The sequence below is a fragment of the Rhizobium leguminosarum genome (assembly GCF_010668065.1).
In the GTDB taxonomy this organism is placed as follows: Bacteria; Pseudomonadota; Alphaproteobacteria; order Rhizobiales; family Rhizobiaceae; genus Rhizobium; species Rhizobium leguminosarum_S.
In genome coordinates, this window is sequence record NZ_WUEN01000007.1 from 66,201 (window position 1) to 89,243 (window position 23,043).

At 61.6% G+C, this 23,043-nt stretch carries 23 protein-coding genes and 1 tRNA gene; 5 read left to right on the plus strand and 19 right to left on the minus strand.

What is annotated here, in order from left to right:
- Positions 1-121 precede the first annotated feature (121 nt).
- The 8 genes from GR198_RS19985 to GR198_RS20020 form a co-directional block, all read right to left on the minus strand.
- Complete coding sequence (locus tag GR198_RS19985; RefSeq protein WP_003544535.1) at positions 122-1,042, minus strand: LysR family transcriptional regulator; 921 nt, start codon at positions 1,040-1,042, stop codon at positions 122-124.
- A gap of 56 nt (positions 1,043-1,098) precedes the next feature.
- The gene (locus tag GR198_RS19990; protein ID WP_164026555.1) at positions 1,099-2,094 is read right to left on the minus strand and encodes a P1 family peptidase; all 996 of its coding nucleotides are present in this window, start codon (positions 2,092-2,094) and stop codon (positions 1,099-1,101) included.
- A gap of 232 nt (positions 2,095-2,326) precedes the next feature.
- Positions 2,327-2,521 (minus strand): hypothetical protein, encoded by a 195-nt coding sequence (locus tag GR198_RS19995; protein WP_003544544.1) that lies wholly within the window; start codon positions 2,519-2,521, stop codon positions 2,327-2,329.
- Between the two features lie 521 nt (positions 2,522-3,042).
- Positions 3,043-5,964, minus strand: a complete 2,922-nt coding sequence (locus GR198_RS20000) for an aminotransferase (RefSeq protein ID WP_164069453.1) — start codon at positions 5,962-5,964, stop codon at positions 3,043-3,045.
- 113 nt (positions 5,965-6,077) lie between these two features.
- A complete protein-coding gene (gene purU, locus GR198_RS20005; RefSeq protein WP_003544549.1) occupies positions 6,078-6,962 on the minus strand; it encodes a formyltetrahydrofolate deformylase in 885 nt (294 codons plus the stop codon).
- Positions 6,963-7,178: 216 nt separating this feature from the next.
- Complete coding sequence (locus GR198_RS20010) at positions 7,179-8,198, minus strand: acyltransferase family protein (protein ID WP_164069454.1); 1,020 nt, start codon at positions 8,196-8,198, stop codon at positions 7,179-7,181.
- Positions 8,199-8,358: 160 nt separating this feature from the next.
- The gene (locus GR198_RS20015) at positions 8,359-9,651 is read right to left on the minus strand and encodes a hypothetical protein (protein WP_164069455.1); all 1,293 of its coding nucleotides are present in this window, start codon (positions 9,649-9,651) and stop codon (positions 8,359-8,361) included.
- A gap of 2 nt (positions 9,652-9,653) precedes the next feature.
- Positions 9,654-10,703 (minus strand): glycoside hydrolase family 5 protein, encoded by a 1,050-nt coding sequence (locus GR198_RS20020; RefSeq protein WP_164069456.1) that lies wholly within the window; start codon positions 10,701-10,703, stop codon positions 9,654-9,656.
- 135 nt (positions 10,704-10,838) lie between these two features.
- Between GR198_RS20020 and GR198_RS20025 the strand changes: the two genes are divergently transcribed.
- Both GR198_RS20025 and GR198_RS20030 read left to right on the plus strand, forming a co-directional pair.
- A complete protein-coding gene (locus GR198_RS20025) occupies positions 10,839-12,446 on the plus strand; it encodes a GumC family protein (protein ID WP_164069457.1) in 1,608 nt (535 codons plus the stop codon).
- 159 nt (positions 12,447-12,605) lie between these two features.
- The gene (locus GR198_RS20030; RefSeq protein ID WP_017962830.1) at positions 12,606-12,938 is read left to right on the plus strand and encodes a hypothetical protein; all 333 of its coding nucleotides are present in this window, start codon (positions 12,606-12,608) and stop codon (positions 12,936-12,938) included.
- A 6-nt stretch (positions 12,939-12,944) separates the two neighbouring features.
- Here the strand turns inward: GR198_RS20030 and GR198_RS20035 are convergent, their stop codons facing one another.
- The 10 genes from GR198_RS20035 to GR198_RS20080 all read right to left on the minus strand — a co-directional run bounded on the left by GR198_RS20035 (position 12,945) and on the right by GR198_RS20080 (position 20,537).
- Entirely contained in the window at positions 12,945-13,619 is a 675-nt protein-coding gene (locus GR198_RS20035; protein WP_164069458.1) for a GNAT family N-acetyltransferase, read from the minus strand.
- 22 nt (positions 13,620-13,641) lie between these two features.
- On the minus strand, positions 13,642-14,400 hold the full coding sequence (locus tag GR198_RS20040; protein WP_164069459.1) for a cephalosporin hydroxylase family protein: 759 nt from the start codon (positions 14,398-14,400) through the stop codon (positions 13,642-13,644).
- A gap of 32 nt (positions 14,401-14,432) precedes the next feature.
- On the minus strand, positions 14,433-15,581 hold the full coding sequence (locus GR198_RS20045) for a DegT/DnrJ/EryC1/StrS family aminotransferase (RefSeq protein ID WP_164069460.1): 1,149 nt from the start codon (positions 15,579-15,581) through the stop codon (positions 14,433-14,435).
- 75 nt (positions 15,582-15,656) lie between these two features.
- Positions 15,657-15,782, minus strand: a complete 126-nt coding sequence (locus GR198_RS36140) for a hypothetical protein (RefSeq protein ID WP_281412172.1) — start codon at positions 15,780-15,782, stop codon at positions 15,657-15,659.
- Positions 15,779-16,321 carry a dTDP-4-dehydrorhamnose 3,5-epimerase gene (gene rfbC, locus GR198_RS20055; RefSeq protein WP_029873675.1) on the minus strand — a complete coding sequence of 181 codons (543 nt, stop codon included), beginning with the start codon at positions 16,319-16,321 and terminating at the stop codon, positions 15,779-15,781. Before rfbC ends, GR198_RS36140 begins: the two co-directional genes overlap by 4 nt.
- The gene (locus tag GR198_RS20060) at positions 16,318-17,553 is read right to left on the minus strand and encodes a class I SAM-dependent methyltransferase (RefSeq protein ID WP_029873674.1); all 1,236 of its coding nucleotides are present in this window, start codon (positions 17,551-17,553) and stop codon (positions 16,318-16,320) included. The genes rfbC and GR198_RS20060 overlap by 4 nt, the downstream gene beginning before the upstream one ends.
- Entirely contained in the window at positions 17,550-18,614 is a 1,065-nt protein-coding gene (gene rfbG / locus GR198_RS20065; RefSeq protein WP_029873673.1) for a CDP-glucose 4,6-dehydratase, read from the minus strand. Before rfbG ends, GR198_RS20060 begins: the two co-directional genes overlap by 4 nt.
- The gene (gene rfbF, locus GR198_RS20070; protein ID WP_029873672.1) at positions 18,605-19,378 is read right to left on the minus strand and encodes a glucose-1-phosphate cytidylyltransferase; all 774 of its coding nucleotides are present in this window, start codon (positions 19,376-19,378) and stop codon (positions 18,605-18,607) included. Before rfbF ends, rfbG begins: the two co-directional genes overlap by 10 nt.
- Positions 19,379-19,920: 542 nt before the next feature.
- Complete coding sequence (locus GR198_RS36260) at positions 19,921-20,211, minus strand: hypothetical protein (RefSeq protein ID WP_029873670.1); 291 nt, start codon at positions 20,209-20,211, stop codon at positions 19,921-19,923.
- A 239-nt stretch (positions 20,212-20,450) separates the two neighbouring features.
- A tRNA-Leu gene (locus GR198_RS20080) sits at positions 20,451-20,537 on the minus strand.
- Between the two features lie 168 nt (positions 20,538-20,705).
- Between GR198_RS20080 and GR198_RS20085 the strand changes: the two genes are divergently transcribed.
- Positions 20,706-21,125, plus strand: coding sequence for a BA14K family protein (locus GR198_RS20085; protein WP_003544577.1), 420 nt, complete (start codon positions 20,706-20,708; stop codon positions 21,123-21,125).
- Positions 21,126-21,129: 4 nt separating this feature from the next.
- On the opposite strand, the gene GR198_RS20090 is transcribed toward GR198_RS20085, so the two are convergent.
- Complete coding sequence (locus tag GR198_RS20090) at positions 21,130-21,423, minus strand: SelT/SelW/SelH family protein (protein WP_003544579.1); 294 nt, start codon at positions 21,421-21,423, stop codon at positions 21,130-21,132.
- Positions 21,424-21,552: 129 nt separating this feature from the next.
- On the opposite strand from GR198_RS20090, the gene GR198_RS20095 reads away from it, so the two are divergent.
- Together GR198_RS20095 and GR198_RS20100 are read left to right on the plus strand one after the other, a co-directional pair.
- The gene (locus tag GR198_RS20095; RefSeq protein ID WP_029873669.1) at positions 21,553-22,290 is read left to right on the plus strand and encodes a type 1 glutamine amidotransferase; all 738 of its coding nucleotides are present in this window, start codon (positions 21,553-21,555) and stop codon (positions 22,288-22,290) included.
- Between the two features lie 11 nt (positions 22,291-22,301).
- The gene (locus GR198_RS20100) at positions 22,302-22,850 is read left to right on the plus strand and encodes a sugar O-acetyltransferase (protein ID WP_029873668.1); all 549 of its coding nucleotides are present in this window, start codon (positions 22,302-22,304) and stop codon (positions 22,848-22,850) included.
- Positions 22,851-23,043 lie beyond the last annotated feature (193 nt).

Sequence of the window (23,043 nt, forward strand, 5' to 3'; positions counted from 1 at the left end):
GACGACGACCTTTTGCGAGGAGAGTGACACTATGCCGGTGCACACACAATGACGATTTTGTGTGCTCAGTGTAGCCGAAAAAGCTACACCGTAAATCCGCGGGCAATGCAAGCTCGAGGCGTCAGTCTTTCGTCTCGGCCCTGCGGTTCGTGCGTTCGCGCATGAACCTCTCGATGAAGTCGAGCAGTTTCGTCGCGGCGAAGGACAGCTGCCGGTCCGGCGCGACGCAGAGATCGACATGGGTGCGGATGCCGGTTTTGCCGGCCAGCGGAATGGCAAGGAGCTGACCCGCTTCGATCTCGCGGCGGACGGTCAGCGCCGGCAGCAGCGTGACCGCAGCTCCGCTGAGCACGAGTTCCTTCAGCATTTCGAGCGAGCTGGTAACGAAGACGGGATCGAGGCTCAACCCCTCCTTCTCGAACAGCGCGTCGAAGGCCTGGCGGAAGCCGAAGGATTGATCGGGCAGCGCCAATGCGTAGTCGGCAAGCGTCCTCAGCGGGATCTCGGCATGCGCGGCGGCCGGATGCTGCGGCGTGGCGATGAGATCATAGCCGATCTCGGAGCGCAGCCGCACCTTGGTGCCGGACATCGGTGGCGCAAACAGCGTCACCGCAATATCCGCCTCGGCGCTGTTGACGGCATCGATCGCCTGCCGCGCGCTGGTGATCGTCACGGTAAAACGCAGCTTCGGATATTTCAGGCTGAATTCGGCAAGCGCCGGCGCCAGCAGATTAGCGACGGTGGCGCCATTGGCATAGATGCTGACGCGGCCGCGCTGCAGGCCCTTCAGGTCTTCGATCAGCTGCTGCACATGATCGAGCTCGCGTAGCGTCCGGCCGGCGCGGGCGGCAAGCAGCTCGCCGGCGGCCGTCAGCTTGACACCACGGGCGCTGCGTTCGACGAGCGGCGCACCGAAATGATATTCGAGGTTCTCGATCTGCCGGCTGATCGCCGTCGGCGCGACATTCAAGTTCTCGGCCGCCTGACGCATCGAATTGGTCCTGACCAGCTCGTCGAAATACATCAGCGCCCGGATCTGCATTCACGTCTCTCCGCCATTCGGCATATTGGATCTGTAGAGAGTCTGACCCTATTCAATCAGCTGCTGCTCGCATAGCGGTCGCGCCAGGCCTTTTGCGCGCCCTCGACCGGCAGCGCGGTGGCAGCGTATACGCCACGGGCGATCGCCCGCGCCATGACGATGGTCGCAAGGTGGCAAAGCTCCATCAGGCTTGCCATGTCGTCTCTTTGATGCCTGGCCGTCGAAGCGGCAAAGACGGTGTCGCCGTCGAGCGGCAGGTGCGCCGGAAGTAGTGCTCGGGCAAACCCGTCATGGCCGGCAAGCGATAGCCGGTGCGCCTCGGCCTTCGTCAGCTGCGCATCGGTCACCACTGCGCCGATCGTCGTTGCCGGCGTGTTCATGCCCTTGAGCCGCATCCGGTGGTCGGCCACCGCAGGCATGCCGAGCCCGCCGAATTCCGCGTCTTTTTCAAAGGGTGCCGCCCAGAAATGCGGCCCGTCGCCGATCGTTGCCGAACCGAGCGCATTGACGGCGACGATCGCTGCGACGCGATGCCCGGCGCTGCTGACGGCGCTGGCTGAGCCGAGCCCGCCTTTGACGGTGGCCGTCGTCGCTCCCGTCCCGGCACCTGTCGTGCCGAGCGCGAATGTGCCCTTGGCTGCAGCCTGCAGTGCCGTATAACCCATGTCGCGATAGGGCGAGTGAAGGCCCCAATCTTTGTCGCCGCCGTTCAGCAGGTCCATCAGGATTGCCTGCGGCACGATCGGAATGCGCACCGACCCGACGGCAAAGCCGCGGCCGAGTTCGCGCAGGCCTGCCTGCACGCCGCCGGCGGCATCCAGCCCGAAGGCCGAGCCACCGGAAAGCACGAAGGCATCCACGGCATTGACGGTCATCGACGGATCGAGCAGGCCGGTGTCGCGCCCGCCGGGCGCACCGCCGAGCACCGTGCCCGATGCGACGGCCGGTTCGTCGAAGATGATGACCGTGACGCCGGAACCGAGCGCAAGGTCGGTCGCATGGCCGACGGAAACGCCTTCGATATCGGTGATGAGGTTCAGAAGATCGGGCAAGGGCGGATCCTTATGCGGAAAGGCGGCCGGTAGGACTGTACTGCATAATTCCTTAAATCGGAATCGATTTAAGGATAAAATTATGCAGCAATTCAAAGTGTTACAGCGTCCTTTGCGCGTCTGATAAAGACGCGCGGCGCTGTAATGTCCTCAAAAAACAAGACCGGCCCCATTTGGCGGGACCGGTCGGACATCGGGAAAAACCGTGAATGCTAATCGCGGCCTCATGCCCTCAGGCATGAAGCGGCTTCGGATGACGGCGGGTCATCAGGTCATGGATGGCCAGCCGCACCTCGTCCGGCGAGCCGAAACGCTGCTCGTCGAGGTCGTGGACATGAAATTTCACGGCGATGAATTTCAGCCGGTCTTCATCGGGAATGACGATCCCGACGGGAACGCCTGCATATTCGATAACTTGCTTTTTCATAGATAGAACTCCTGCCGCACAACATGCGCAGCCATGGCGAATTGACTTGTCTGGTACCGTTGAAAGGAGGACGAACGTCACATTCGACAGTTCGGGCGGGAGAGGGCGCCCGGACGGTCATTGCCAAGCACAGATCGCCCAAGGAGATCGGCGAGAATATCGATGTCTATCATGCTCGTTCCTTGTGTTGGCGTTGCACTTGAGTGGTCCCGGTAGAGCCCGGGGCCGGTGAAGGCTGCCTTCGATAATCCACTAACTTGGTAGAGATTACCCGATAGCCTGTCAGAAACATATTCCGAAACGTGTCAAAATATCGACGATCCGAAAAAATTCATTCCGTCACAGCCCGAACTTACAGAAAGAAACATATCAGCTCTTCGTTAAATTCGCATGACAGAATCGAACTTCGATCGATCACCGCGGCAGACATAGGAAGCCTTGCTGTATCAGGCAATGGCCCGTTTCATTAAAAATCGAAATGCCTCGAAATGACCGATTTGGTTAATGCTGGAAGCCCTGTGTCACCAGCCTTCTTCGAGCACCTTCTCCAGCATGTCCGCGAAAAAATCGGCGCTGTCGATGCTGAGGCAGAGCGGCGGTTTGATCTTCAGCACATTTTGGTGATCGCCGGTCGGCTGCATGATGACGCCGAGTTCGAGAAGCCGGTCGCAGATTGCAGCCGTCTCTTCCGTCGCCGGCTCCAGCGTCGTTCTGTCGCGGACGAATTCGAGGCCGAGATAGAGGCCCATGCCGTGCACGGCGCCTGCAATCGGATGGCGATCGATCAGCGCGGCGAGCCGCGCCTTCAGATGATCGCCGACCGTCCGGGCATTTTCCTGCAGCTTTTCCTCGGCCATGATGTCGAGCACCGTCATGCCGGCGACGCAACTGACCGGGCTGCCGCCGGTGGAGGAAAAGAAAGTGCCCTCCTTCTCCAGCGATTGCGCGATCTCCCGCGTGGTGATGACGGCGCCGAGCGGATGGCCGTTGCCCATGCCCTTGGCGATAGTGATGATATCGGGCACCACCCCTTGCTGCTCGAAGCCCCAGAAATAATGTCCGAGCCTGGAATAACCGACCTGCACCTCATCGGCGATGCAAAGGCCGCCGCGGGCGCGCACCTGCGCATAGATTTCCCTGAGATAACCGTCCGGCAGTGGAATGCCGCCGGCATTGCCGTAGACCGATTCGCAGATGAAGCCCGCAAGGCCGTTGCCGCCGGCGTCGATCGCCTCCAGCACCGGCGTTACCGCGCTGAGATAGTTTGCCGCGGTATCGGGACCACGGAATGCGCCGCGATAGGTATTCGGTGAAACGATGGCATGCACCCAGTCCGGCCGGGTGGTCGGTGCCTGCGGATTGTCGGCGATCGAGGTGGAGACGGCATCGCTCGCCGCCGACCAGCCATGATAGGCTTCGAGCAGGCAGAGCATGTTGCGCGCGCCGCTATGGGCTTGCGCGAGCCGAAGCGCCAGATCGTTCGCCTCCGAGCCGCTGTTGACCAGGAAGACCGCGTCGAGCCCATCCGGCGACAGCGCGGCGAGGCGTTCGGAAAATTCCGTGATCGCGGCGTAGTGGAAGCGCGAATTCGTGTTGAGCCGCAGCCATTGCGCGCTGATCGCCGCCGCGAGCTTGGGATGGCCATGGCCAAGGATGGTGACGTTGTTGACCATGTCGAGATAGGCGCGGCCCTCGACATCGAACAAATGCTCCTTCCAGCCGCGCTCGATCTGCGGCGGCGCCGCATAATAATTCTTCTGCGGCCTTGCGAGATGCGCCCGCCGCCTGGCGAAGAGCGCGGCGGTTTCAGTTTGCGGCGCATCCGCTTGCGGGCTGAGAAGCAGCGAAGGCGAAGGGCAGAGCACCGACCAGGCCGCCGCCGCGCGCGGTGAGGCAAAGAGCGGCGGTTCGAGACCGGCGACGCTGCAAAGCTGGACGCGGAGCCCGCCGAGCGACGACGCCTCTCCGAAAACCGTGCCGAGCGAATCGCCGGCGGCAATCTCGGCTCCATCCTCGACCGAGAGGTCGAGCCCGTCGAGATGCAGGGTCATGTTGTCGCCGGCGAGCGTTAGATGCTGTTCCTTCCAGCCGATGCGGCCGGCAAAGGGCGCGGCAATCGCGCTGCCTGCGGCCAGGCATATGTCGATATGCAGGGCGCAGGTCGCCTGTCCCTTGGCAGTTCCCGCGCGGGAAAGCCGATATTCGCCGTAGCGCGTCGCTGCCGTACCGTTTTCGGTTGCCATGCGGGCAAGCAGCCGCCAGTCCATGTCGGTATTCAGCCAGTTGCCGGCGGAAAAATGCGGGCTCCGCACCCCAAGATCGACATAGGCGATCCCGGCGGGATCGATGTCGGGCAGCAACGGCAGCCATCCCGATGTTTCCGGCGCGGCGACATCTGCGCCGGCTGCCTTGAGGATCGCCGCTTCCATGAGATCGAAGGGAACCGACATCGCCGTATCGAAGATCGCCCGCTCGCGGTCGAGATTGTCGCGGACATAGTCATTGTCGGGATCGACCGAAATCTGCTGTTCGCCGCTGGCGACGAGAATGACCGCGCGTGCGACGATCAACGGCCAGAGCGCCTTCAGTTCCTCGTCGCTCAGCGGATAGACCGCCTGATAGGCGGTGACGGCGGGCAGGATATGAAAAGGGTCGCCATCTGCCTGATGCAGCAGCGAAGCGCAGGTGACGGCGAGGTCGCCGACCAGCCAGCCGCGGATAATGTCGCCGAAATCGATCACTCCGTCGGGGATGATATGGCCACGGGCGTCACGGTGGCCGACGACATTGTCGCCGGTGACGTCGTGATGCACGGCCTGCAGCCGAAGCGATGGCGCCAACGGCTGGATGCGGCGAACGGCCATCACCATGGTCTTGGCGATCCGGTCGCGCGCCGCACCGTCGGTGATGGCCGAAAGCAGCTGCACGGCAACGGGACCCGCTCGTCTGAGATCCCATTGCAGGCTGCGGTCGAGACCGGGATGGTCGAAATCGGCAAGCGCCTGCGCCAGCCTGGCGCAGAGCGCGCCGAGGGCCGCAACGGAAGCCGGCGCCAGATAGGTCAGCTCCGTCAGCCCATGGCCTTCCAGATATTCCAGCAGCCGAGCCTGATAGCCCTGCCCACGCACGGTAAGGACGACGATCTCCCGCCCGTCATTGGTGGCGATCACCTTCGGAACGCGCGGCGCACCTTGCCTGCTTTTGAGGTGACGGATCGCCGCATTCTGTGCTTCGAGCTCGCGGATCTCGTAGGCGGCATGGCAGATCTTCAGGACGTAACGACCCCTGTCGCTATCGACGCGATAGTTTCGATCCTGCTGGCTGCCGAGTTCGGCAAGCCTGCCGGAGAGGCTGTAATGAGCAAGGAGGATCTCCTCCGCGTCGGTGGCGGTCACGTCGGGGCGCGGCAGCGCCATGCGATCAACAAGCGCCTCGTCGGTCATGACACCCCTCCCGCAGCATGATTCGATTACCTATTGAACGAGATAATCAAGTACTTGCCGCTGGCAGGCAACGGGGATTGTCGTTTGCCAGCAAAAGAGATGCAGGGCTGCGCTCAGCCCATGCGTTCGGAGGCGTAGCCACCCGGGCTTGCCGGGAAGACCACGGTGCGGTTGCCGTTCAGGAAGGTGCGGTGATGGATATGGGCATGGATGGCACGCGCCAGCACCTGGCTTTCGACATCGCGGCCGATCGAAACATAATCGTCGGGCGACTGCGCATGGGTGATGCGCGCCGTATCCTGCTCGATGATCGGGCCTTCGTCGAGATCGGCGGTGACGTAATGCGCCGTCGCCCCGATCAGCTTCACGCCGCGGCCGTAGGCCTGCTTGTAAGGGTTGGCGCCCTTGAAGCTCGGCAGGAAGGAATGGTGGATATTGATGATCTTCCCGGACATCTTCTGGCACATCGCATCCGAAAGCACTTGCATGTAACGCGCCAGCACGATCAGTTCGGTGCCCGTCTGTTCGACGATATCCATGATCTGGCCTTCGGCCTGCAGCTTGTTCTCCTTCGTCACCTTGATGTGGTGGAAGGGGATGTCATGGTTGACCACGACCTTCTGGTAGTCGAAATGGTTGGAGACGACGCCGACGATATCGATCGGCAGGGCGCCGATCTTCCAGCGGTAGAGCAGGTCGTTGAGACAATGGCCGAAGCGCGACACCATCAACAGCACCTTCATGCGGGCATTGCCGTCATGGATCTCGGCATCCATGGCGAACCGCTTGCAGATCGGCTCGAAGCCTTCCTTGAGTTCGGCAAGCGGCACGCCTTCCTCGGAGATAAAGCTGACGCGCGTGAAGAACCTGCCGGTATCGAGATCGTCGAACTGCGAACTATCGACGATGTTGCAGCCCTTGTCGGCCAGATAACTCGAAATCGCCGCCACGATGCCGCGCGTCGACTTGCAGGATACCGTCAATACGTAACTTGTCATGTCTTTCCCTCTTCCCTCTCCAAGGCCGCCGCTGTGCTTAGATCAAAGCCCGGACCGCGAATAGGCCGGCGCACTTTCATTCATGCGACAAATTGCAAGATAAACCATCACGTCTGTGCAAGTTCTGTCATTGCTCAGTCTGAAGCTTAGGAGAAGTTGCGCGAAAAACTGTACCGTCAGCGCCGCTTGGATGCGTATTCTCGCCTTCGACGCGCTTTAGGCCGGCGGCCGGCTCGCCACCGCAACCTTCCGGCGGCGCGGCGAGGTGATCTCATGGATGATCGCGCCGCCGATCGACGAGAGCACCAGCGAGAGGATCACGAAGAGCACCGGCTGCTGCAGGATGCCGATCGGCAGGCGGTCGGCGGCGACCCTGAGAAAAGCCAGGGTGAAGGCGTGGGTGATATAGATGCTATAGGAGCAGTCGCCGAGATAGTTCAGCCATCCGATCAGCGGCAGCCTGGAAAAATCGATGGAGATCGCGCCGTAGACGATGAAGATCGCCGGGATTCCCCAGGCATAGAACCGGCTTTCCGGCGGCATCAGCGCCTCGTTGATGAAGAGAAAGGCGAAGCCCATGGCAAGAGCCGCCCAAGCCCAGCGGTTCGGCAGAAGCACCTTCTGCCCGTAGAGCCAGCCAAGCACGACACCGGCGAGGAATTCCAGCATGATCGGTTCGCCGTAGAACCGGGTCACAGTCGTTTCCGGCAGCAGCCGGCAGGCGATCAGGATGACGGCAAAGACGGCAAACATCGCCGGGATGCGCCGAGCTTCCTGTAGCGGCAAAAGCAGCGCGAAGACGAAATAGAAGAACATTTCGTAATTCAGCGTCCAGCCCGGAACGACCACCGGCGTGATCGTGCTGGGATCGGCGGGATTGCTCCATGGCAGGAAGAACAGCGAGGCGATGAGATGCGGCAGGTCGAACACCGTCGAATTCAGCAATGATGGAGCGAGCAACGCCACCGTCGCCGAAAACAGCGTCGCCAGCCAATAGAGCGGCACGATCCTTTTGATGCGCCGGCGGGCGAAATCGACCGGGCTCATCGCGCGTCCGCTCGTCGTCAGCCACATCACGAAACCGCTCAAGACGAAGAAGATGTCGACGCCGGTTTCGCCATAGACGAAGGCGGTGGCATCGACCGCGGGATTGACCTTGGCAAGCTGCAATACCGCGTGGAAATAGACGACCATCAGTGCCGCGATGGCGCGCAGATATTGAAGCTGGACAAGCATTGAGCGTCTTGCTCCCCAGAGCATGATGCCGAAAAGCGTGGGCGGTTTTCGGACGACATTATGCTCTATTTCTTTGATTTAGAACAGGATTCAGATTTTAGGCCGATCCGGCCTAAAATCATCCTGTTCTAGGGCTCGCGCGGACAGGCGCCCGCTGCGGTCAACTCAATACATCTGCCGGACGACCCTGCCGGATGCGCGGGCTGTCGTGGAAACGCATATATCCGACGACGAACCAGAGGAGACCGGCGATCTTCATCGAGAAGACCGCGGTTCCTCCGATCATCATATTCAGAAAAATGAAAAGAGAAAGTGAATGGGCGCAGCGCCGCTGTGCTGCCGTGCGCCCGGCGGGAAAGAGACAGACGAACAGCCATAAAGCGATGACGCCGAAGATTGTCGCCGCGTAGATCAGGTAGACATAGCCGCTGTCAGCGAATTCCGCGACCCGGTCGACCGAAAGCCCAAGGACGGCGAGCGGATCGAGTTCCATGATCTTCTTCATCGTCAGGTTGATGCGGCCGGTGAAATTGTCGCCGGTCGCATTGGGTTTCAGGACGTAGACGAGGAAACCCGCGGCGACGATCAGCGGCATCAGCGCCAGATTGAAATTCTTCGGGATTTTCGGAAAGACGAAATAGCCGACGATGCAGGCAAAGCAGAAGATCAGCATCGTGCGCGTGTCGTTCGTCACCAGTATCAGCACGGCCGTGCCGATCATCAGCAGCCGGTCCCAGCGGCTGAGCTTTTCCCACATCGAAATCAGGTAGACGGCGATCACGCCGCAGAAATTGGCAAGCGACACCTGCTCGAGGAAGATCGAGGAGGAACGGTGGTCGATGATGCCGAAGGAGAAGCGCTCGGGAAAGCCGAGCGCGTTCTGGAAGAGGCCCGTCGTGTTGTAGCTCAGCGGCAGCAGCCCGCGCGTATTGGCGAAATAATCGGACGGGTGGACGATGCTGACGTAGAACGGCACGCTGACGATCTCGAAGATCAGGAAGATCATGACGGCAAGGCTTGCCCAGCGAAAGACGAGCTTCATCGTTTTCTCGTTGCTCCAGCCCCCGATCCCGGTAAAGCAGAAGATGATCAGCACGTTGCGGAAATGATCGATGAACAGCATGCGGTTGAGCACGCTGACATAGATGGTCACGACGAGTGTGAACAGCAGGAACAGGAAGGCCGGAAGGTCGGTCTCGTAGATCCCCTTATGCAGGATATAGATGATGGCGCTCGCCATGATCAGGCCTTCGCTGGCGGCGACATGCGTCAGCGAGAGCGGCACGATATTGTGGTTGATGAAGGCGAGAATGCCGTTATAGAGCACGGAGAGCAGGCCGAGCCAGAGCACCGTATAATCGGTACGCGATGCCTCGTGGGCGGCATCGAGCCGGTTGCCGGCGACGGTGCCGGCTACAGTGAATGTTGCTGCCCTGTGATCGACGACCGCCATGCTCATTTCCCCGCAGGCTTGACGGCGGAGCAAGTGCCGGCATCGGCTTTTGCCACCTCGGCAAGAAGCCGCATCTGCGGCCGCTCAGGACCCTTGCGCGGCTGGACGTTGAACGGCTCGTTCGCCGGCCACCAATCGCCGGCCGCCCAATAGGACCAGCCGAGCCAGACGTCGCTATTATCAGACATGGTGGCGTAGATTTCGGTCAACCCGCTCATGCAGTCCTTGTCGGCGGAGGCGCCGAATTCGCCGAGAAAGCCGCGCTTGTGGTTCTGCTTCAGCCAGGCGGTAACGCCGTTGATCGCGGCGACCGCGGCGCCGGCACCTTCGCAGGTCGGATGGGTTCCGGAGGAATCGGCGTCGAGATACTGGTGGACCTCATAGGCGTAGAAGTCGAGCGGGTCTCGTACGCCGAGCATCACCGTGCCGTTGGCGCCGCCGATCACATCCTTTTCCCAGCTGCCCGCGCCGCTCCATGCGGTGCCCGGCACCAGGATGAGGTTGCGAGCGCCGACGGCGCGGATGCTGCGGATCGCGGCATTGGCGGCATCCAGCCAGTCCGTCGCCTTGATGTCGTGCGGTTCGTTCATCAGGCCGAAGAGAACGCCATCCTGATTGGCGAATTCGACGGCGAGCCTTGCCCAGAAGTCCCCGAAGGCGGCATCCGTCGCCGGCGCCGTACCGACCTGGGTCTTGTCGTAATAGCCGAAATTATGCGGGTCGAGCAGAACCGCCATGCCGTGTTTGCGGATCAGGCCGATCGTATCTTTGATCCGCTTGAGCTCATCCTCGTCGAGCCGCCCGCCGAGCGCCGGCTGCAGCCGTTCCCAGCGGAAGGGCAGCCGGATGATCGTCATGCCTTTTTCGGCGAAATAGCCAATCGTGTCTTCGCTCGGATAGGTGTAGTTGGTGCCGTAGATGCCGCCGCGCTCGCCATATTCGCCGCCGGACAAATTGACGCCGCGGTAGCAGGGGGCCTCAGCCGCAAGGGCCGGCGACGGGATCAGAGCGGCCGCAAGCAGCAGCGCTGTCAGATGTCGTGTCGTCTTCATGGGCATCCTCGCTATCGCGGCAAATCGCAACATCGGCGTCGCTGAGCTTATTTTAACGGTCCGTTAGCTAAGAATTTCTAAAGTATCGGCACCTCGGCTTCAGTCTTTCACGCTGGGCAGGACACGAGTGCGCGTATGAACCAGTATGACAGGAACAGGGTAAGCCGGCTCCCTGGCTGGCGCAGTTTTGAGCCAACTCAGACTGCGCCGGAAGGCGTGCGCGTGCGCAGTCCTGTCATTCGCCCGGATGACTTCGCCCGGCCATCGCCCGAACCCGCCCCACCACCCTTCGTACCGCCGGCAAGCATGGCGGAAACCCGCCAATATGAGCGTCCGGCGCCTCCTCTTCCGAAACCGCCTGTCGTCGACGCGCCGCCGAATGCAGAGCCCGCGCCTGCCGCACCGCTTCTCGACCTCCGCTCGAGTATCGCCGCGATCTGGAGCCGGAGGCTGATCGTGTTTGGCCTGGCGCTTCTCGGAGCCCTCGCCGGCGGGGCGGTGGCGCCGCTCATCGCCCAGAAGTTCACCGCCGTCAGCAGCCTCTATTTCGATCCGCGCCAGATCGGCCTTGCCGACGCCAGCGCGCAATCGTCGGGTCCCTCGCCGGAAATGATCTCGGCGCTGATCGATAGCCAGGTGCAGATCCTCACTTCGGGCAATGTGCTGCGGCGCGTCGCCGAAGCCATGAAGCTCGACCAGGATCCCGAATTCACCGGCGGCCGGACGGATGGCGCCGCTGTGATCGGTACTCTGCAGAAGGCGCTGGTCATCACTCGTGAGGCCAGCACCTATGTCGTCTCGCTTGCTGCCACGACCAACGATCCCGAAAAATCCGCAAGGCTTGCCAACCAGGTCGTCACCTCCTTCACCGAGGAAGAGAACAGCGCCTCGAACGGCATTTACGAAAACACCTCCTCGACCCTCGATGGACGCCTCAACGACTTGCGCCAGAAGGTGCTGGAAGCCGAGCAGGCAGTCGAAACCTTCCGCGCCGACAACGACATGGCCGCGACCGAAGGCAACCTGATCTCCGATCAGCGGCTCGTCTCGCTGAACACGCTGCTGGTGACGGCGCAGGAAAAGACCATCCAGGCAAAGGCGCGCGCCGATGCCGTCGCCAATCTCCGCGTCGAGGACATCGTCGCCGGCAACCAGGCGGAGGGCGGCGTCACCTCGCCACTCGTCAGCCTGCGTCAGCAATATGCCACCCAGGCCGCCGCCGTCGGCAGCCTCGAAAGCCAGATGGGCACGCGTCATCCGCGCCTGCAGGCGGCCCGCTCGTCGCTGCAGAGCATATCAGTCGAAATCAGGGGCGAATTGCAGCGTCTCGCCACCTCGGCAAGGGGCGAATACGAGCAGGCCAAGGCCGCCGAGGACAGCATCGCCAAGGAGCTTGCCGTGCAGAAGGCGCTGCACGCCGGTTCGTCGGACAAGCAGGTGGAATTGAACGAATTGCAGCGCAAGGCGACTGCGGCGCGCGATATTTACGAGACGGTACTGAAGCGCTCCAGCCAGACGAGCGAGGAGCAGAACCTCAACCAGAGTAACATTCGCGTCATCTCGCCGGCCGAACCGCCGGTCAAGGCCGACGGTCCGGGAAAGAAAATCCTGCTGGTCGCCGGCATCATCGGCGGTTTTCTTGCCGGTTTTGTCGTCGGCGCCGGCTTTGCGATCCTTGCCGGTCTCTTCGGCCATCCCGTCATCAGAAGTTATTTCAGGAAGTCGCCCGCTGCGGCCGCTTGATGACAGTCGTCGGTTTCCCTACATCGGGGAAGCGGCCTATAGAGCAATTCCAGGAAAAGTGCGAAGCGGTTTTCCGTCCGGAATTGCGTAAACGAAAAGTTAGAGCGGTTCTGCGTTTCCGTGAAAAGCTGAACCGCTCTAGCCGGCAGGAGAGTTCCCATGCGGCTGTTGATGATGCTTCTGATATCGCTCGTTGCCGTGCCTGGCCTCGCACCGGCGTCCGCCCTTGCCGTCGACTGGACGAAATCCGTCGATTCGGGCGTTCAACCCCTCTATCCCTATAAGGGTCTTCCCGGCGTCAAGGCGCAGCCGGACAAGAAGGAAGAGGAATCCTACAATTGCCGCACCGAAACCGTTCAGGTCCGCCGCCGTTATGACGAGATCTTCCGCTCCGGCGGCATGCCGACGCTGATGTATGTCTGCGAACGCGACGGCTTCATCTCGATGGACGACAAGGTTCCGCTCCGCGGCCACTATCAGCCGGTGCGGTGAGGGACTTCAGGCGGTCAGCAAAGCCGATGGATGCGCCTGCCGGAAACGTTCGATCGGAAGCTCCATCCTCAGATAGTCGAAGCCGGCATTTGCTTCCGATGGAGCGACGATCGAATATTTGACCACGCCTTCTTCCTCGGTGCGCCGCAGCGGCAGGTTTTCGGCCGCCGCAAAGCCCAGTCGCTTGTAAAGGCCGATCGCTTTTTCATTGTGGGAGAAGACGTGCAACTCGGCGGTTTCGACCCCAAGCCCGGAAAACATCCACTCCAGCAGTGCCATGCCGCAATGGAACATCAGGTTGCGGGTATCGCTCGCCCGGCCGCGGATGACGTTGTCGAATTCGGCCGAGCCGGGCCGGATGTTGCAGACGCCGAAATTGCCGAACCGGTTTCCGCCTGGATCGCAAATGACGAATAGGATTCGGTCGGCGGCGGGCAGCGAGATGGTTTCCAGCCACCGCCGTGTGCGTTCCTCGGTGGCGCTAAACTGGGTGAGGAAAAACGGCATCGACTGGTTGCGCCACGTCGTCAGGTCGTCGATCAGGCCGGGATCGGCAAGCATTGCCTTGTCGATGCATTGCAGGTCGCCGACGTGCCTGCCGCTATCGTCCCTGATCGGAAGTCGGAGCCGTCTGGCCGGATCCGCATTGTCCTTGAGGTTGACGATATCGACCTGCGCCATGAACGACTATCCCTGATTCCGCTCACGCCTTGCGGCAGATGCAGTAGCCGCCCGGCGAGGAAGACAGCACGAGCTTGCCGTTCAGAACCGGATCGACTTCGAAGCGGTCGGTTTCCGCCAGATAATCGGTGACTGCCTTCAGCGGCTCGTTGCCGCGCAGCCAGACCTTGGAGCGCTTTGTGAAGGCCTGTTCCTCCGTCAGGTGGCCGATGAGCGTGTCGGCGACGACGAGATAGCAGCCTTCCGTCACCAGCGGACCGTAGGCGCGGCATTCCGCCAGAACATGCTCGTAGGAATGGTCGCTGTCGAGCACCACCATGACGCGGGCGCCTGGCGGGATCTCGGCCTTCACGGCGGCAAGCACGTCGTCGTCGACGGAACCGCCCTGGATCATCTTGATCCTGTTCGACATCGGATGGGATTCGATCGACTCGCGATTATGGGCGCGGATGTCGATGTCGACGCCGACGACCTTGGCCTTGTCGTTGCCCATGGCGGCGAGGATCGACGCCATGAAGATCAGCGAGCCGCCGCGCGCAATGCCGGTTTCGATGATGACATCGGGCTTGGTCGCCCAGATGACTTCCTGGGTCGCCAGGATATCGACCGGAAGCTGGATGATCGGCACGCCCATCCATGACCAGAGATAGAAATAGTCGAACTTGTCGAGCCCGATCAGCGTGTTCAGCGATTGTTGGAAACTTGTCTCGTCCTTGCCGAGGGCAAGCGACATTTCCCGCTTGTGGGCTTCGAATTCGAGACGATCGTCCTTCGTGGTCATGACTGTTCTTTGTCCTTCGCTGTAGGGCTGTCTTAGACCGACTGCCGCAATGCCGTGCTGTTGTGATAGATCCGCCCGGCCGCCATATCGAGCAGCGTTGCCGCTACCCGGTCGATATCGGCTTCGCTCATGTCGTGATAGCTCGGCAGGTTGATCGCGCGGCCCGGAATGCTCCAGGCGTTCACGTTCTCGGGCCGATCTTCGAACATGGAGAGGCTGGAGAGGGGATAGAAGAAGACGCGCGCGTCGATATTGGCGGTCTCGAAGGTCTGCTGCATCATCTCGCGGGTAATGCCCGTCGACGGATGAAAGACGGCGGTCGGCATCCAAGCGCCGTTGATCGTGCCGGTGTATTCCGGGTTCATTGTGATGCCGGGCAGGGCCGAAAGCCGGATCATGTAGGAGGCCAGAATTTCGCGCTTGCGGTTGACGAGTTCCTCGATGCGCTCGAGTTGGGCGCATCCGATGGCCGCCTGGATGTTGGACATCTTGTATTTGAAGCCGATCGCATCCGGCCAGAACTGCTTGGTCTGTCCGCGAGCCCGGCCGTGATTGCTGAGCGTCAGCACCTTTTCGTAAAGGGCGGCGTCGTTGGTGACGAACATGCCGCCTTCGCCTGTCGTCAGCGTCTTGGTGCCGTGGAAGGAGAAGGTGCCGAATGCGCCCATCGAGCCGGCGCGGCGGCCGTGCCAGACGGAACCGACCGCTTCAGCCGCATCTTCGATCACCGGAATGCCCGTCCGCTTGCCGATTTCCAGCAGCGCATCCATATCGCAGAGGTTGCCGTAGAGATGCGTGGCGATAATGGCCTTGGTCTTCGGCGTGATATGGCGCTCGACCTGCTCGGGATCAATGCACCACGTGTCGGCGCGCACATCGACGAAAACGGGTATTGCGCCGAGATGGACAATCGGGGAAACGGTCGCAACCCAGTTCGTATCGGCGAGGATCACTTCATCGCCGGCGCCGACGCCGAGCGCTGCAAGCCCCATGTGCATGGCGCCGGTGCAGCTCGAGGTCGCGATCGCAAAGCCGCTGCCGAGATAGGTTTTGAAGTCACGTTCGAAGCGGTTGAGATAGTCGTAGCAGCGCGCGCCCCAGCCGGTGGCGGCGGCATCGGCCGCATAATCCGTTTCGAGCTGGGTGATCGAAGGCTTGGTGTAGAAGATCCTGTTTGTCATGCCGCTAATTCTGTTGAATTGAAATCAAGACGCAGGCGCCCGCCACGACGCTAGTTTTTGAAGCTGGCGCGAGGCTCACATGATGATGTGCCGGGCGACATCGTGCTCGTGGAACACGAGATTGGGCAGGTTCAGCGAGTTTCTGAGATAGGCTTCGCGGTTATAGGTCGGGATGCAGATGCTGAGTTTGATACCGCTCAAAGGCTTGTCTCCTGGCCGTAGCTGTCAAGCGCGGCGTCGCGCTCGCTGATGATGCTCGGCGTGAACGGCCAGGCGATGGAAAAGGCGGGATCGTCCCAGCGGACGCCGCGGGCAAGCTCCGGTACGTAGGTTTCCGACATCTGGTAGAAGAGTTCGCAATCATCCTCGAGCGTCAGGAAGCCGTGCGCGCATCCGGCAGGTATGTAGAAGGCGTTGTGACTGATGGCATCGAGCTCGACGGAGGCCCATTTGAGATAGCTCGGCGAATCCGGCCTCAGATCGAGCGCCACGTCGAAGACCCTGCCGCGCGTGGCGCGCACCAGCTTGATCTCCGGCCGCGGTTGGGCTTGGTAATGCATGCCGCGCAGCGTCCCGCGCCTGTGGTTCTGCGAGACATTGCACTGCGGGTAGACCGGCACGAGACCTTGCGCCGCAAAGGTCTGCGCGTCGAAGGTTCGTGCGAACATTCCCCGGTCGTCGGAGCGTGCGTCGACTTCCACGACAAAGGCGCCCGAAACCGCGGTCGGAAGGAATTTCATCCGAGCACCGTCAGTTCCGGCACGGCGACCGCGAAGCGTCCGCCCCAGGCGCCGATCCTGCTGTTGGCCGCAACGACCTCGTTCTTGATGTTCCAGGGCAGGATGAGGACGTAATCCGGCTGCGTCTCGTCCATCTTCTCCGGTGCGTAGATCGGCAGTTTGCTCCCCGGCAGGAAATGCCCCTGCTTGTGCGGATTGCGGTCGACGACGTATTCGATGAGGTCGGTGCCGACGCCGCAGAAATTCAGCAGCGTGTTGCCCTTGGCGGCAGCGCCATAGGCGGCGACCTTCTTGCCGCTGCGTTTGGCTTGTTCGAGGAAGGCGAGCAGCCCATCCTTGATCGGCGCCACGCGGCTCTGGAAGGCCTCGTAGGTCTCGACCTTGTCGAAGCCGGCGGCGGCCTCCTCAGTGCGCACCTTGGCAAGGCCATGGCCGGTTGCGTGAGCCGTGGATGTTGCGCGGCAGGCCAGTACGCGGAGACTGCCGCCATGGGTCGGCAATTCTTCCACGTCGAAGACCTTGAGGCCGTGCGCCGCGAACACCTTTTCGACGGCGAGCAACGACAGATAATAGAAATGCTCGTGGTAGACAGTGTCGAACTGGATGTTTTCCATCAACCGCAGCAAATGCGGGAATTCGACGCTGACGACGCCGTCCGGCTTCAGCACGGCCGAAAGCCCGCCGACGAAATCGTTGACGTCAGGCACATGCGCCAGCACGTTGTTGCCGATGACAATGTCGGCGGCAAGGCCGCGGGAGACGAGATCAGCAGCGGTTTCCTTGCCGAAGAAGCGCGCTTCCGTGGGAACGCCGATCTGCCGCGCCACTTCCGCAACGTTCTCGGCCGGCTCGATGCCGAGCACCGGCACGCCCGACTCGACGAAATGCTTGAGGAGGTAGCCGTCATTGCTCGCCACTTCGATGACCTGTGATGTGGCGTCGAGGCCGAAGCGCTCGCGCGCCATGATCGTAAACTGGCGGGCATGCTCCACCCAGCCGTCGCTGTAGGAGGAGAAATAGGCATAGTGGCTGAAGATATCCTCCGGCGGAACGAAGGCATCGGCCTGCACCAGCCAGCATTCCGTGCAAACGAAGGCGCGCAGCGGATAGGATGGCTCGGGCAGCTTGAGCTGCTCCTCCGTCAGATAGGCATTGGCGAGCGGCGTCGAGCCCAGATCGACGAAACGATGTTTCAGCGGAGCGTTGCAGAACCGGCAATTATGCGCTGTCATGATACTATTTCCTCATAAGCCGCGATCTGCCCGAGCGAGAAGGCGCGCATGTCGGCTCCCTCGCGATTGGCCTTGTACCATGCGGCTGTCCAGTCGATTGTTTGCTGCAGGCTGAGGCGCGGACGCCAGCCGATGGTGTCGAGCGCCAGAGCGGAGCTCAGCGTCAGCGCCGGCGCTTCGGGCAGATGTTCGCCCGGCGCAAGCCGCCACACGTCTTCGACGCGATGAGCGCGTCCGAGCGCTTCCGCAAGTTCGGAGACCGTCGCGAAGCTCTGCGGATCGGGACCGAAATTGAGTGCTTCGGGCAGCTCCTGCTCGCCGGCAAGTGTCAAGGCCTCGGCGAAGGCGAGATAGCCGCCGAGCGGCTCCAGCACATGCTGCCAGGGGCGGATCGCTTCGGGATAGCGCAGCAGGATCGGCTGGCTGCTTTCGAAGGCGCGGATGAAGTCCGGGATCAACCGGTCTTTCGACCAGTCGCCGCCGCCAATGACATTGCCGGCACGTACCGTCGCAAGCCTGATATCGCGCCCCTTGAAGAAGCTGTCGCGGTAGCTCTGGACGACGAGTTCGGTGCAGGCCTTGGAGTTGGAGTAGGGGTCCTTGCCGCCCAGCATATCCGTCTCGACGAAGGGAACGCCGCTGCCGTTGTTGGCATAGACCTTGTCGGAGGTGACGACGAGAGCCGTCTTCACCGAGGGCGTTTCCCGCACCGCGTCAAGCACGTTTGCCGTTCCCATCACATTGGTCGCGAAGGTTTCGGTCGGATTTTCGTAGGAGCGCCGCACCAGCGCCTGCGCTGCCATGTGGATGACGATTTCAGGCTCGAAATCGATGAAATGCTGCTTGAACGTCGCCGCTTCGCGGATGTCGGCAATGTGGTGGCCCTGTCCGTTCCAGGGCGCAAGCCGCCCATAGAGCGAGGGATTGGTCTCGGGTTCGAGCGAGACCGCCGCCACTTCCGCACCGAGCTTTTCCAGCCACAACGACAGCCAGGATCCCTTGAACCCCGTGTGTCCCGTCAGGAACACGCGCCTGCCATTCCAGAAGTCCGTCAGGCCCATAGCTTCCACGGTGCCTTTCCGGAACTCCAGAGCTCCTCGAGCTGGTTGCGCTCGCGCAGCGTATCCATCGGCTGCCAGAAACCGTCATGCTTGAAGGCGGCGAGCTGGTTGTTGGCGGCGAGCCATTCCAGCGGCCCGGCCTCCCAGATCGTGTCGTCGCTGGGAATGAGATCGACCACCGAAGGATCGAGCACGAAGAAGCCGCCGTTGATGCGCTGGCCGTCGCCTCTCGGTTTCTCGACGAAGGAGGTGATGAACTGCCCCTCGATATTCGTGGCGCCGTAACGTCCGGGCGGGGTTACCGCGCACATCGTCGCCTTGAGGCCATGGCTGCGATGGAACGCGACCTCGGCGGCGATATCGATGTCGCCGACGCCGTCGCCATAGGTCATGCAGAAGGGTTCGCCTGGCGTAAGATGATCGCGAATGCGCCCGATGCGGCCGCCGGTCATCGAATGCATGCCGGTATCGACCACTGTCACGCGCCAGTTCGGTCGTGTGCCGCCGTGGTAGTTGATGCTGTTGGAGGCTAGGTCGACGGTGATGTCGTTGTGGTGCAGAACAAGGTTTACGAAATATTCCTTGATCAAATAGCCCTTGTAGCCGGCGCAGATGATGAAATCATTGAGCCCGTGATGGGCGTAGATGCTCATGATGTGCCAGAGGATCGGCATGCCGCCGATTTCGACCAGAGGCTTGGGTCGGATACTGGTTTCCTCGGCAAGGCGCGAGCCAAGGCCACCGGCGAGAATTACGACTTTCATCCCAAGCGAACTCCAGAGTGTCTAGTCAGGTTTCCCGACCACCCTCAGAGCCGCCCGGCTCTTTACAGGCGGAACGGCCGTATGTTCATCCTTGCCCCGGTATCCGATTTCGTTCTTGTGCGAGGCTTGCGGGGGTATCGGAACGGCAGCCGCGCGTTTCGCAGGCCGTGCGTTGAGCAATGGAACAGCTTGCCGTTCGGGACATCCCGTTTGGCCGAAGACACGTCCTTCGAGTTTTACGAGAAGCGCCAAGGGCGCAATTGACCCGGCCAGAAGCGACCGATCCTGATAGGAAAACGTCAGATACCGCCGGCCGATTGCCCCCGGCAAAGGCCCGACGCGTCGGCTCGAAGAAAAAAATCCCACTTCGGAATCCCGAAATTCCCCCGCTTCGGGATCCCGAAATTCGACGCCTTTCGCGGGCTGTCGTCATGGAAAAACATCCAATGATTTCAGACCCACAACCAATTTCGGGATTCCGAAGTGCTATATAGATTATGGTGGGAGTTCCCTACCGCTACGCCTTGGTCGGATGGTTGCGTCTAAGCCTCCAGACTAAGCTGGAGTGGAGTGTCGCCTGCCTCGGCGACCTTAGGCTTACGTTTTGTTGCTGCACGGCGTGGTGGTTTGGTGGTCTTCGGCAGAGTGTCGGAGCCTAGCTCATCTGACTCGCCGCTGGGCAGCAGCGGGTAAGCAGCAAGCACCGCGCCGGCAGAGGCTACCTCAATGACCGGCTTGGGGGGAGGCATTTCAACGGCCGGTTCGGCAGCTGACAGCTCGCGCGCCTTTGGTGGCTGGGGGTTGCCGGCTGCGGACGTGGCGTATCGGATCATCGCAAGACTCCATTATGTTCGCTATATGTTCACATTTTGGAGTGAGGGAGTCAATGGAGGCCAGCTATCAAGAGCGGTGGGAATAAGCGTCCAGAAATCAGGATTTCGGAGAGTTCTTGGGAGCTATCGAGTGAACAAGCCTCAAGCGCATTCTGGCTGGCCTTTGCTAAAAGGCACAAAATGCGCAACCTGGTTGGAAAGGCTTAACTCCTTGATCTTGGTAGCGATCAAGAATGGAATGGTGCCCAGAAGAGGACTCGAACCTCCACACCCTTTCGGGTACCAGCACCTGAAGCTGGCGCGTCTACCAATTCCGCCATCTGGGCGACGGAGAGCGATGTAAGGGGGTGGCCCCTGACTGTCAACTGGGTTTTTGAAGTTTTTCTGACAGTTGGCGAGAAAGCTGCTGATCACATGGGCGGGAGTGGCCCAAGGCGGGCATAGCGCTCCGGCGGTCACGCCCTATATAAAGGAAGTATCGAAAGGAATGCCTCATGCTTGCTCCCCGCACGCTTCTGCTCGCCGGCCTTCTCGCCATTCTCACGCCCGCCATCGCCGGGGCCGATTCGCTGAAGCTGGGCAAGCCGGGGGTTGGTCCGCTCAATACTGGATCGACGCTCTGCGATTTTCGCGGCTGCTTCGGTTTCGGGCCGCAGCAATGGCATCGTCCCGCCTATGTCCAGCCGAATTATCGCCCGCGCGGCGCGGGGCCGACCTATTACCGGCCGGGCGCTGCCGGCCGGCCGCAGCTGACCTATGATCCGCCACCGGTGCAAAGGGTGCAGCCGAAGCCGCGTGACATGAACAGCCATGCCGCCTGGTGCAGCAACGAATACCGCTCCTACAATCCGAGGACGGACCGTTTTCTGACCTATGAAGGCATCTACAAAACCTGCCGCTCGCCCTACCGCTGAGCCGTCAGCTTTCGAGCGAGGCGCGGTCGACATGGCCGAGATCGCGGCCGGGCTCGACGATGTCGCGGACCCGCTGCTTCAGCTCCTTCGGCCCGGGAAAGCCGCCGTCGCGCTTACGCTCCCAGATCAGATCGCCATTGACGCGGATCTCGAAATTGCCGCCGGTGGCGGGGATCAGCGCCACTTCGCCGAGGCTGTCGGAAAAGGTATGCAGCAGCTCCTGCGCCATCCAGCTGGCGCGCAGCAGCCAGTTGCACTGGGTGCAGTAGAGGATCGTGACGCGGGCTTTTTCGGTCATGGCGATATCCTTTCGTTTGCTGAGATTTAAGCCCTGTGGCGCGTGCGCGCAATCGCCCTCTCACAAGCGTCTTGCGCACCGCCTTCCGCCATGGTCTCTTCCCGTGATCGGCCATACTAGGAAGAGCCCATGCGCGTCGCAGTCATCGAAAATATGCGGAATACCGGCCTCGGCGCGCTTGCCGCGGCCCTCGACGAGGCGGGCGCGGAGATCGAGTGGTTCCGGGGGTGGCAGGACGGAATCCTGCCGAAAGATATATCCGGCCATGACGCGCTGGTTGTTCTCGGCGGCGAGCAGAGCGCGCTGGATGACGAAACACACCCCTACCTGCCGGAACTCGTCCGGCTCACGCGCCGCTTCGGTGATGCCGGCAAGGCGGTGCTCGGCATCTGCCTCGGCAGCCAGATCCTCGCTCGCGCCTATGGCGCCGACAATCATTTAGGAATTGCCCGCGAATTCGGCTGGCACGGGATCGGCGTTACCGCCGATGGCCGGGCCGATCCGCTGTTGTCGGCGCTTGGCGGTGAATTCACCATCTTCGAATGGCATGCCGATACGTTTTCCCTGCCCGAGGGCGCGGTGCGTCTCGCCTCGAGCCCCGTCGCCGAAAACCAGGCCTTCCGCATTGGCCGCGCCGTCTATGGCACCCAGTTCCATTTCGAGGCCAATTCAGCGGTCGTCGCGCAATGGAAGGCCGAATTCCCCGATACGATCGCGCGCATTGCGCCGGGCTGGCTGGAAAACTATGCCGAACTGGCTGCAAGACATGCCGGTGCCGCCGATGCCGCGGGCCTTGCCATTGCGCGTGCCTGGATCAGCCTAATCGAGCAGGAAGAGGTCGAAATGCTCTCGCGGGCCTCGGCGTGAGGGCCGATGCGATGCCGGCCAGCGAACGCGACAAGATGGCGGCAGGCGAATGGTATTGCTGTCTCGATGACGAGCTCGATCTCTTGCGCCGGCAGGCGCGCTTAGCCGTCCACGCGCATAACACGCTGCCGCCGGATGAGCGCGGCGCCGTCGCGCCGGCCCTGCGAGCGCTCTTTGCGCAGGCCGCGCCCGATATCTTCATCGAAGCGCCGTTTCACTGCTCCTACGGCATCAATATTACTCTCGGCGAACGCGTCTATTTCAATGCCGGCTGCACCATCCTCGATTCCGGCCGGGTGACGATCGGTGATCGCAGCATGTTCGGCCCCGGCGTGCAGATCTATTGCGCCGAGCATCACAAGGAGCCGGCACTGCGCAGCACGGGCATCGAGATCGCCCGGCCTGTCACCATCGGCAACGATGTCTGGATCGGCGGCAGCGCCGTCATCCTCGGCGGCATCACCATCGGCGACGGTGCGATTGTCGGGGCCGGTGCGGTGGTGACCAGGGATGTGCCGGCTGGCGCAACCGTGGTCGGCAATCCAGCCCGCATCCGCTAGAGCAATTCCAGCAAAAGTGCGTAGCGGTTTTGCGTCCGGAATTGCGTGAAAACAAAGAGAGAGAGAGAGAGAGAGAGCATTTCCGTGATTCGGAGAAAACGGAAATGCTCTAACGCCGGCAAGGCCGCCCATTCCGCGATGACCTCGACAGCGAGGAAAGCTCCGCTAGATCAGAAGGCAAAACGGGAGGACA

Coding starts and splice junctions, on each gene's coding strand:
- GR198_RS20000 (WP_164069453.1), bottom strand. CDS start 5,964: ATGACCGACGAGGCGCTTGTTGATCGCATGGCGCTGCCGCGCCCCGAC.
- GR198_RS20085 (WP_003544577.1), top strand. CDS start 20,706: ATGCTTGCTCCCCGCACGCTTCTGCTCGCCGGCCTTCTCGCCATTCTC.
- GR198_RS19985 (WP_003544535.1), bottom strand. CDS start 1,042: ATGCAGATCCGGGCGCTGATGTATTTCGACGAGCTGGTCAGGACCAAT.
- GR198_RS20040 (WP_164069459.1), bottom strand. CDS start 14,400: ATGACCACGAAGGACGATCGTCTCGAATTCGAAGCCCACAAGCGGGAA.
- GR198_RS19995 (WP_003544544.1), bottom strand. CDS start 2,521: ATGAAAAAGCAAGTTATCGAATATGCAGGCGTTCCCGTCGGGATCGTC.
- GR198_RS20025 (WP_164069457.1), top strand. CDS start 10,839: ATGAACCAGTATGACAGGAACAGGGTAAGCCGGCTCCCTGGCTGGCGC.
- GR198_RS20095 (WP_029873669.1), top strand. CDS start 21,553: ATGCGCGTCGCAGTCATCGAAAATATGCGGAATACCGGCCTCGGCGCG.
- GR198_RS20035 (WP_164069458.1), bottom strand. CDS start 13,619: ATGGCGCAGGTCGATATCGTCAACCTCAAGGACAATGCGGATCCGGCC.
- GR198_RS20030 (WP_017962830.1), top strand. CDS start 12,606: ATGCGGCTGTTGATGATGCTTCTGATATCGCTCGTTGCCGTGCCTGGC.
- GR198_RS20015 (WP_164069455.1), bottom strand. CDS start 9,651: ATGGCGGTCGTCGATCACAGGGCAGCAACATTCACTGTAGCCGGCACC.
- rfbF (WP_029873672.1), bottom strand. CDS start 19,378: ATGAAAGTCGTAATTCTCGCCGGTGGCCTTGGCTCGCGCCTTGCCGAG.
- GR198_RS36260 (WP_029873670.1), bottom strand. CDS start 20,211: ATGATCCGATACGCCACGTCCGCAGCCGGCAACCCCCAGCCACCAAAG.
- purU (WP_003544549.1), bottom strand. CDS start 6,962: ATGACAAGTTACGTATTGACGGTATCCTGCAAGTCGACGCGCGGCATC.
- rfbC (WP_029873675.1), bottom strand. CDS start 16,321: ATGAAATTCCTTCCGACCGCGGTTTCGGGCGCCTTTGTCGTGGAAGTC.
- GR198_RS20010 (WP_164069454.1), bottom strand. CDS start 8,198: ATGCTTGTCCAGCTTCAATATCTGCGCGCCATCGCGGCACTGATGGTC.
- GR198_RS20045 (WP_164069460.1), bottom strand. CDS start 15,581: ATGACAAACAGGATCTTCTACACCAAGCCTTCGATCACCCAGCTCGAA.
- GR198_RS20060 (WP_029873674.1), bottom strand. CDS start 17,553: ATGACAGCGCATAATTGCCGGTTCTGCAACGCTCCGCTGAAACATCGT.
- GR198_RS20100 (WP_029873668.1), top strand. CDS start 22,302: ATGCCGGCCAGCGAACGCGACAAGATGGCGGCAGGCGAATGGTATTGC.
- GR198_RS20090 (WP_003544579.1), bottom strand. CDS start 21,423: ATGACCGAAAAAGCCCGCGTCACGATCCTCTACTGCACCCAGTGCAAC.
- GR198_RS20020 (WP_164069456.1), bottom strand. CDS start 10,703: ATGAAGACGACACGACATCTGACAGCGCTGCTGCTTGCGGCCGCTCTG.
- rfbG (WP_029873673.1), bottom strand. CDS start 18,614: ATGGGCCTGACGGACTTCTGGAATGGCAGGCGCGTGTTCCTGACGGGA.